We start from the raw sequence: 745 nt of genomic DNA on the forward strand, positions 1-745 counted from the left end.
GATTTTTTGTTGATAAGCTTTATATTTAGGAGAGTAAGTAACAATAATCGTTTCATCCATATCTCCGGTCACAAGGGGTACTTCTTTGTAATAAACCGTATGAAATACATCTGGATCCGTTTCGTCAAGGGTTCTTAGATCAATCATTTTATTCGAACCGGGAACTTTAAATTGAGTCGGATTCAAGGCTATTTCACGATCTTCCTGTTTCATTTTTTTTAATGAGTAAGTAATCACATAAGAACGATTCCCAAAGCTGTTTAGAAATCTGTTTTTTACGCTTCCTAAGCCGGCATCCGAACAAAAGATAAATTTGCTGCAATCAAAATCTTTAATTACTTTTGTCTCTAATGGTTTTAGTGTGAGCTGTTCGTTTTGATTTCCAGGGAAGATATCAAAAGCAAGCGGTATGCCATCAGCATCCATAAAAAGTCCCATAGTAACGATTGGATTCGGCCTGTGTTCTTTATTTTTACCGTATTTTTTGTCACCACTTTCTTCTTCGATTTCGAAATAGTAATTCGTGCAATCGTAATACAAGATTTTTGAATTTCGATGATGAACAAAGTTTGAATTTCGATAAAGTTCTTCTTGGATGTAATCCGATTCCTCCGCCATAACAGAAAGAGCACGATAAATATTCTGCAAAGAATATTTAGGCGGTTCCAAAAGAGAATGACAGAAAGAATAACTGCTCATCTTGCTGGAAGGAGATAGGATTCTCGCATAGATCAAATCTGTGAGA

General features: G+C 35.6%; 1 protein-coding gene. It reads right to left on the bottom strand.

What is annotated here, in order from left to right; all coding sequences use genetic code 11:
• A partial coding sequence (locus ACQRBH_RS17270; RefSeq protein WP_427762687.1) for an IS1634 family transposase occupies positions 1-745 on the bottom strand: 745 nt, incomplete at both ends.

Origin of the sequence: Bariatricus sp. SGI.161 (genome assembly GCF_050313695.1) — a bacterium.
GTDB lineage: Bacteria > Bacillota > Clostridia > Lachnospirales > Lachnospiraceae > JAFBIX01.